Origin of the sequence: Dietzia sp. B44, assembly GCF_014145245.1 — a bacterium.
Lineage (GTDB): Bacteria > Actinomycetota > Actinomycetes > Mycobacteriales > Mycobacteriaceae > Dietzia > Dietzia natronolimnaea.
In genome coordinates this window covers 1-6192 of the sequence record NZ_JAALEF010000039.1, presented here as the reverse complement: position 1 = coordinate 6192, position 6192 = coordinate 1, and the positions used below count along the sequence as shown (strand labels likewise).

The following is a 6192-nucleotide window of genomic DNA, read 5'->3' as shown; positions in this document are numbered from 1 at the left end:
ATGTGTGCGGAACGCTCTTGTCGACGGGCCCGGACCCGGGGTCAGAACCAGTGTTTACGTCCACCGACCGCCCGGCCGGCTGCGCCGAGGATGAAGAGGATCACGCCGATCGCCACGAGTACGAGGCCGATCGTCCAGAGGATGGGGATGTCCAAGAGGAATCCGAGGATCAGGAGAATTGCGCCAAGAATGATCATTGGTTCGTCCTTTCACTTTAGTCGGATCAGGATGAACCGAGCGTATATGGGTCGAGCCCGAACCACGACCGATCAGAGCTTCGCAGGCAGGCGAGCACGCTCGTCCGGGCATACGTGGCGGCCTCGGCGTCGGCGAGACCCGCCCGATCCGCACTGCGCAGCTGAATGAGGCGCTATTATCAGAAAACCTTCACCACAGCGGGCGGTAAGCGCACCCAGCATTCGCGGGATCGCCGCGATCCGAAGCATCCGGCACCACCCCGGTCGACCCCCGGGACCGCCCTCCCAGATCGCCCGCGCGGTCCCCGGGTTGGCTCGGCCGGGTCATCCAGGGGTCCACCATGTCGCAGTCGCCCACCTCGTCGTCGTCCCATTCCACGTCTCCCGCTCCCCCCGGCGCGTCGATCCCCCGCCGCACCTTCCTCGGCGGCACCGGCCTCCTCCTCGCCGCGGGTGCCGCGGGCGCCGCGTTCGGCTCCTCCACGATCCCGGGCACCACGCCCGCCGCCGGCGCCGCGGTCGGCGAGGGCCGGATCCGCCGGCGACCCAACATCGTCATCATCATGACCGATCAGGAACGGCGGCCGATGTTCTGGCCTGAGGGGTGGGCCGCGCAGAACCTGCCGCAGCGCCAGCGGTTGATCGACACCGGCCTGTCCTTCAATCTCAACGCCTGCAACTCCACGATGTGCTCGCCCAGCCGCAGCACCATGTTCACCGGTGTCTACCCCGCCCAGCACGGCGTCTACCGCACCCTCACGTCGGGCGGGAGCCTGTCGGATGCGGAGCCGCAACTGTCGCCGACCACGCCCAACATGGCCGGGTTGCTCGCCTCGGCCGGGTACGACGTGCACTACCGGGGCAAGTGGCACATGAGCAAGGGAGCGGACGGCCTGGACCCGACTCCCGCCGACGTCGAGTCCTTCGGCTTCCACGGTTGGAGCCCGCCGGAGGCGGGTCAGGACATCAAGCCGGAGAACTTCGGTGGCGGAACCGCGAACAACGACCAGCGCTACGCCGACGAGGCCGTGGGGTTCCTGAACTCGGTGCCGAACGACCCGGATCGGCCGTTCGCACTGGTCGCCAGTTTTGCGAACCCGCACGACATCCTCGCCTATCCGCAGACCTGGGACCTGACGATGCCGGACGGTGGTACCAACTACCTCGATGCGGCACCGGGCTGCTTCCAGATGGGCATCGACCTGCCGCCGACGTTCACCGAGGTGCTGGCGCTCAACCACAAGCCCCGCGCCCAGACCCAGATCAACCTCGCCTCCCAGGTCGGGCTCGGCGCCCTGGTGGGCGAGGAGAAGGCCCGCAACTACGCCAATCTCTACGCGTACATGCAGCAGGTCGTGGACCAGCACATCGGTGCCGTCATCGACGCGGTGGAGAGCAACGACCTGCGGCGGGACACGATCATCATCCAGGTCTCCGACCACGGCGAGATGGCCATGTCCCACGGCGGGATGCGCCAGAAGGTGTTCAACGCCTACGAGGAGACGATGCTGGTGCCGCTCGTGATCAGCAACCCCGGGCTGTTCCCGACCGGGGTGACGACCGATGCCCTGTCGAGTCTCGTGGACCTCATGCCCACCCTCGCGACGATCGCCGAGGTGGCGCCCGAGGTGCGAGCCGGTTTCGGCTTCCGCGGGACCGACCTGTCGCCGATCATCTCCGACGCCGTCGAGAACCCGGGGGCGCCGACCCGAGAGGTGCAGGACGTCGTCCACTACGTCTTCGACGACGACAACATCGGTCAACCCGACGGGCAGACCTCGGTCACCCAGCCGAACCACCTGCGCACGGTCCGGGACCGCACCCGCAAGTTCACGATGTACTTCGATCCGCAGTGGGTCGAGCCCCCGGTGTTCGAGATGTACGACCTCGCGGCGGACCCCCTGGAACTGCGGAACCTCGCGAACCCGTTCGCCCCGCTGCAGTTCCGTGCCGACATGTTCGCCGAGATGCTGCCGGTCCTGCTGGCGCAGATGGCGGAGAAGGGGACCACTCCCGCCGGGATGCCGGCGGACCTGCCGCTTCCGACGGGGCCGATGGGATCGCTCGGCTCGGTGGGGTCCTGAGTGGCGGAGCCACCTTCCGATCTCCGCTGGTCAGCGGCCGACTGTGCTGTCCAGCGCCTGCTGCCAGAAGTCGGCCTCCAGCCTGGTGGCCGTGCGGAACACCTCGGTGAGCTCGTCGAGACGGCGGTCGGTCAGCCCTCCCCCGGACAGCACGTCGAGCTGTGCGATCGCGGCGCGGGACGCGGCGGTGAACTCCGCGCCCGAGTACTCGGCGATCCACTCGCCGTACGGGTGCCCGGCCCGGCCGCGCTCTCCCGTGCCGGGCTCTTCCGTGCTGCCGCGCTCGGTGAGCCGGGGCTGCAGGTGTGCGCCGATCTCGGCGTAACCGATCGTGCACGGCGCCAGTGCCACGTGCAGGTCGAGCAGGTCGCCGACCATGCCGCAGTCGAGTACGTAGCGGGTGTAGGCGACGGTGGCCTGCTTCTCGGCGGCGGCCTCGAGGGTGGCGCGCGGGATTCCCCAGCGTTCGGTCAGCCGCAGATGCAGCTCGGTCTCGGCCAGAATCGCCCCCGTGGCCTGGTGCGCGGCGGTGATGTCGGCCAGCGTGCGGCTCTTGAACGCGGCCAACGCGTTGGCGCGCGCGAACTGCACCAGGAAGTGGAAGTCCTGGATCAGATAGTCGCGGAACACCTCGAGGGGCAACGTCCCGCTCCCGAGCTCCTCGACGAACTCGTGCCGGGTGTAGGCCTCCCACTCGGGGCGGCAGCGATCCTTGAGGGTCTCGAACAGGGTCAACTCAGGTCTCCTGGGGTCGTGGTCGGAAGGCGGCCGATGTCCCCGGAACGGTGCCCGATCCGCATGGCCCGGTCTCCACGACCCTAGTCAACGCTGGTCTCCGCTGAACGCAGTACTCGACTGGGCGGGACGCCCTCCCACCTGGTGAACGTCCGGGTGAAGGTGGCGGTCTCGGAGTACCCGAGCTCGCGTGCCACCTCCGCCACGGGTACACGCAGCGCCAGTAGATCCAGGGCCCGATGATGCCTCACCTCGTCGAGCACCCGCCGGAACGAGGTCCCCTCCGCGGCCAGGCGGCGACGCAGGGTGCGGACATCGACGTGCAGCTCACCGGCCACCTCCGCCATCGACGGCCAACTCAAGCGCTCGTGCTGCAGCCGACTGCGGACCTGCCCCGCCACGCCCACCCGCGCCACCCGGTCGTCGAGCAGGTCGCGGCACTGCCTCTCGAACAGCTTCGCCGTGTTCTCGTCGCCCTGCGGCAGCCGCGCGTCCAGCCGCTCACGGGTGATCACCAGACGGTTCCGCTCCGCGTGTGGCCGGACCTCGTCGGCGGTCAGTCCCCACGCCTCACCGAGGATCACGGCGCTCTCCGGGCCGAGGGTCGTCTCGAGGCCGGTGGTGCCGACGTCGATCTGGGCTCCACGCAGGGCCGCCGCCAACCCCGCCAGGTCGCGTTCCACCACGAAGGCGCGTACATCCGCGGGGATCTCGTCGTCCGCGGCGACCAGGAAGGCCTCCTCCGGGTCGGTCCCGGCAGCGGCATCCTCGTCGAGCGAGAACCGCAGGTGCGTGGGCGAGAGCGCGAGGTACGGGATGGCCCGATCGAGCGCGGCCCGCACGGTGGGACCCGCGAGCATCATGAAGCCGATGACGCCGGTCCGCCCGAGGGTCGAATGCGCACCGATTCCGGCCCCCAGACCCGGTCGGTCCCCGAGCCGGCCCAGGAGATTGCGGATCACCACGAACTCCTGATGCGCCCAGATCTGCGCGGTCTCGTCGTCGAGATCCAGGGGGTCGAGCCCGGTCCCGGCCAGGCACTCCCCCGTCGTCATCCCGCGTGCGACGCCGCCGTCCACCATGATGCGGATCCCCTCGGTGCCGCGGGGCACCGCCCACACGGGGGACGCGGAGTCCGACGGCGAGGTCATCGCCCGACCGTAGCAACGCACACCGCCGGGTGACCGAAAATGCCAAATGTGCGACCGCCGACGCCCTATCCCCGGCCCTCGTCGGTGGCTACCGTCACATCCATGACTCTCGCCAGCGACAACCGCACGGGTACCGAATCGGCAGGACCGACCGGGCTGGCCGAGGCGATCGGGGAGCTCTACGCGCGGGCCAAGGCCGAGGTGGGCAAGGAGGACCTGGACCACATCCGCCACGTCACCGCCTACGGGCAGGCGATCGACGCCCGCCGCCGCGAGCTGTTGCGCGAGGGGGGTCCGCGCGCGATCCGCCGGGCCACCGCGCTGGAGATGATGTACCGGCTCATGCAGTTCTCCGAGCTGGGCCACAACATCGTCCACGGCAGCTACGACCACCTGCCGGACAACGGCGAGTACCACTCGGACCGCTACGACTGGGACTTCAACGTGGACACCGGCCACTGGAAGACGATGCACCACGCGGGCCACCACCCCAACACCAACATCGTCGGCAAGGACCACGACCTCGGCTACAGCGTCTTCCGCGGCAGCGCGGGCCAGGACTGGTACGGCCACCACCTCGGGCAGGTGGCGTTCATCTCCGCGCTCGCCGCCATGGCCCCGGTCGCGGCACCGTTCTTCCTGGCCAACATCGCGCGCAAGGTCGACCGCCACCCGTTCTTCAGCGCCTACACCCTGCGATCGCCGGCCAGGATCGCCCGCCGGGACGCGCGCCGCCGATTCGTGGACGAGCCCTTCCGCTCCGGATGGAAGCCGCTCCCGACCCTGGTGGCCAACTATTTCGGCGGAGTCGCGGGCTACATGTCCGTGCTGTTCCTGGTGCTCATCGAACACCACGCGGGCGAGCTGGAACTGTTCACCGATCCCGGCCCCGACGAGACCCCCGACCAGTACTACGAGCGGCAGATCCGGGCGACCCGCAACTTCCTGCCGAGCCCGCAGATGGACGAGGCGCTGACCCGCATCCTGGAGGAGGAGGTGCCGTTCGAGAACCGTCCCGACCTGCGGATCTTCTACGGCGGCCTGGACACGCACGTCGAGCACCACCTGTTCCCCGACCTGCCGCCGTCCATGCAGCGCAGGATCTCCCCGGAGGTGCGTGACATCGCCGCCCGGTACGGGCTGCCGTACCACGAGACCCCGCTGCTGGAGACGGTGCCGCTCATCGCCAAGACGCTCACGGGCCTGTCCGTGCCGTTCGGCGAGCGGGAGTTCGGGCGGCCGGCCGAGTTGCTGCGTGACCCCCTCGCGCTCGGGCGCCGCGTGATCTCGGGCTTCACCTACCGACCCCTGCCCGAGTCCCCGTACCTGGACAAGCCGCGCTTCCACAATGTCCCTGCGAGGGTCCTGTCCGCGACGCCGGTCGCCGGGGGTGACGCGCTCTCCGTGCGCCTGGCCAGGCCGCGTGGGTGGGAGGACGTGGAGTGGGACGCCGGGGCGTACGTGTCGGTACGGGTGGAGGTCGACGACGACGACCACGGCACCGGCACCGGCCGCGTCGAGCTGGTCCGTCAGTACAGCCTCGTCCGCGACAGCACCGACTCGCGGCTCGACGGATCGGACGCCCTGGAGATCTGCGTCAAACGGGTCGCAGGGGGTCGGGTCTCCGCCCGAGTGAACGACACGCTGAAGGCGGGGCGCTACCTCACGCTGGTCGGCGTGCCGCAGTCGTCGGGAGACTTCGCGATGGACTCCCCGGCCACCCCGTCACTGCTCATCGCCGGTGGGGTGGGCATCACGCCGATCATCAGCCTGCTGCGCCGCATCGCCCGCGAAGCCGGGGCCGGGGCAGGGGCAGGGGCAGGGGCAGGGGCCGACGCCACCCTGCTCTATTTCAACCGCGACGAGCGCTCCGTCATCTACGAGGCCGAACTCCGCCGACTGGCCCGCGACTCGGGCATCACGCTCCACCTGTTCACCGACGCCCCGTCCGAGCGCGACGGCCTGACCACCGGCCGCCTGGGCCCCGAGCTGCTGCGGAGTCTGGTCCCGGACGCCGCCGAGCGC

5 protein-coding genes are annotated in these 6192 nt (G+C 69.8%); 2 read left to right on the top strand and 3 right to left on the bottom strand.

Annotated elements, in window-relative coordinates; all coding sequences use genetic code 11:
* Window positions 1-41 precede the first annotated feature (41 nt).
* Window positions 42-197 carry a DUF6131 family protein gene (locus G6017_RS01670; RefSeq protein WP_179524124.1) on the bottom strand — a complete coding sequence of 52 codons (156 nt, stop codon included), beginning with the start codon at window positions 195-197 and terminating at the stop codon, window positions 42-44.
* 341 nt (window positions 198-538) lie between these two features.
* Here G6017_RS01670 and G6017_RS01665 point away from each other — a divergent pair, with 341 nt between their 5' ends.
* Window positions 539-2281 (top strand): sulfatase family protein, encoded by a 1743-nt coding sequence (locus G6017_RS01665; protein ID WP_182615599.1) that lies wholly within the window; start codon window positions 539-541, stop codon window positions 2279-2281.
* Window positions 2282-2311: 30 nt separating this feature from the next.
* Here G6017_RS01665 and G6017_RS01660 read toward each other — a convergent pair whose 3' ends face one another.
* Both G6017_RS01660 and G6017_RS01655 read right to left on the bottom strand, forming a co-directional pair.
* Window positions 2312-3016 carry a TenA family protein gene (locus G6017_RS01660; protein ID WP_182610163.1) on the bottom strand — a complete coding sequence of 235 codons (705 nt, stop codon included), beginning with the start codon at window positions 3014-3016 and terminating at the stop codon, window positions 2312-2314.
* A gap of 83 nt (window positions 3017-3099) precedes the next feature.
* Window positions 3100-4167, bottom strand: coding sequence for an AraC family transcriptional regulator ligand-binding domain-containing protein (locus G6017_RS01655; protein WP_182615597.1), 1068 nt, complete (start codon window positions 4165-4167; stop codon window positions 3100-3102).
* A 102-nt stretch (window positions 4168-4269) separates the two neighbouring features.
* Between G6017_RS01655 and G6017_RS01650 the strand changes: the two genes are divergently transcribed.
* Window positions 4270-6192, top strand: a 1923-nt coding sequence (locus tag G6017_RS01650) for a fatty acid desaturase (RefSeq protein WP_182615595.1), incomplete at its 3' end; no start/stop codon positions are given.